The following is a 1,257-nucleotide window of genomic DNA, read 5'->3' as shown; positions in this document are numbered from 1 at the left end:
GATGCTAGACTTAATAGTAGACACAGATTACACTGATGAAACGACAACTATCGGAGGACTGTGTCAAAGATGAAAAAGCCACTTTATGACGATGAGTACAAAAAGAAGACAGTTCAGTATGTCAAAGAAAGCGGGAAGGCGGTGGCGGAGGTAGCCCGCGAACTGAAGATAAAGGACAATACCTTGTACGGTTGGATGAAGAAGTTTGGTAGCGAGCCGGAAATCGTTCAAAATCAAGTGTTTAAGTCCGAAAACCATCAGTTACGGGAACTGCAAAAGCAAATCCGTGAGTTGCAAGAGGAGAACGAAATCTTAAAAAAGGCAATGCACTTCTTCGCGAAAGACCGTCGGTAAAATATTCATTCGTCCACGAAAACCGCTCCGAGTACCGACTGGAGAAGATGTGCAAAGTAATGAACGTATCTCGCAGCGGATATTACAAATGGCGTGATCGCCCTGAAAGTGAACGAGAGCGCCAGCACAAAGAATGGACAGAGCAGGTCAAGGAAGTGTTCGACGATTCCCGTCAGCTTTACGGGAGCCCAAAGGTCACGCAGAAGCTGAATCAGCAAGGAGTCAGCATATCTGAACGGACCGTAACACGGATTATGAAGAAGCAAGAGTGGCGGTCTAGAACCGTCAAGAAATATAAAGCCACAACGAATTCCAAGCACAGCCTGCCGGTACAAGACAACGTGTTAAACCAAGACTTTACGGCAAGTAAACCGAATGAGAAATGGGTGACAGATATTACGTATGTCGCGACCGGGGAGGGTTGGCTGTATCTGGCAAGCGTAATGGATCTGTACTCCCGCAAGATCGTTGGATGGCATATGAGTGACCGCATGACAAAAGAGCTGGTGCTGCAGGCGCTAAGGCAAGCTTACGGTCGTCAGCAGCCCGATGGAGAAGTGTTGCATCATTCCGATCGCGGCAGCCAATACGCCTCCCATGACTACCAAAAGCAACTCCAGGTTTACTCCATGACAGGGAGCATGAGCCGGAAAGGGAACTGCTACGACAACGCTTGCATTGAATCTTTTCATAGCATTATCAAAAAGGAACTTATCTATTTGAATAAATTTGAGACCCGTGCTGAAGCCGAGAAAAGCATCTTCGAGTACATCGAAGTATTTTACAACAATGAGCGTATTCACTCGACGATCGGGTACTGCACGCCATCTGATTTTGAAAGGCAGCACTACTTCAATACGGTGAATCACTAAAATCCATGTCTACTATCTTGACAGAGGTCCA

1 protein-coding gene is annotated in these 1,257 nt (G+C 46.6%); it reads left to right on the top strand.

What is annotated here, in order from left to right; all coding sequences use genetic code 11:
• Positions 1-69 precede the first annotated feature (69 nt).
• A protein-coding gene (locus PEH01S_RS34290) for an IS3 family transposase (protein ID WP_127490457.1) occupies positions 70-1,226 on the top strand; the annotation gives its coding sequence in 2 pieces (ribosomal slippage) (positions 70-322 and positions 322-1,226; 1,158 coding nt in all).
• Positions 1,227-1,257: the final 31 nt, after the last annotated feature.

Source organism: Paenibacillus ehimensis NBRC 15659 (assembly GCF_004000785.1).
Lineage (GTDB): Bacteria > Bacillota > Bacilli > Paenibacillales > NBRC-103111 > Paenibacillus_G > Paenibacillus_G ehimensis.
This window is presented reverse-complemented; position numbering and strand designations above follow the sequence as displayed.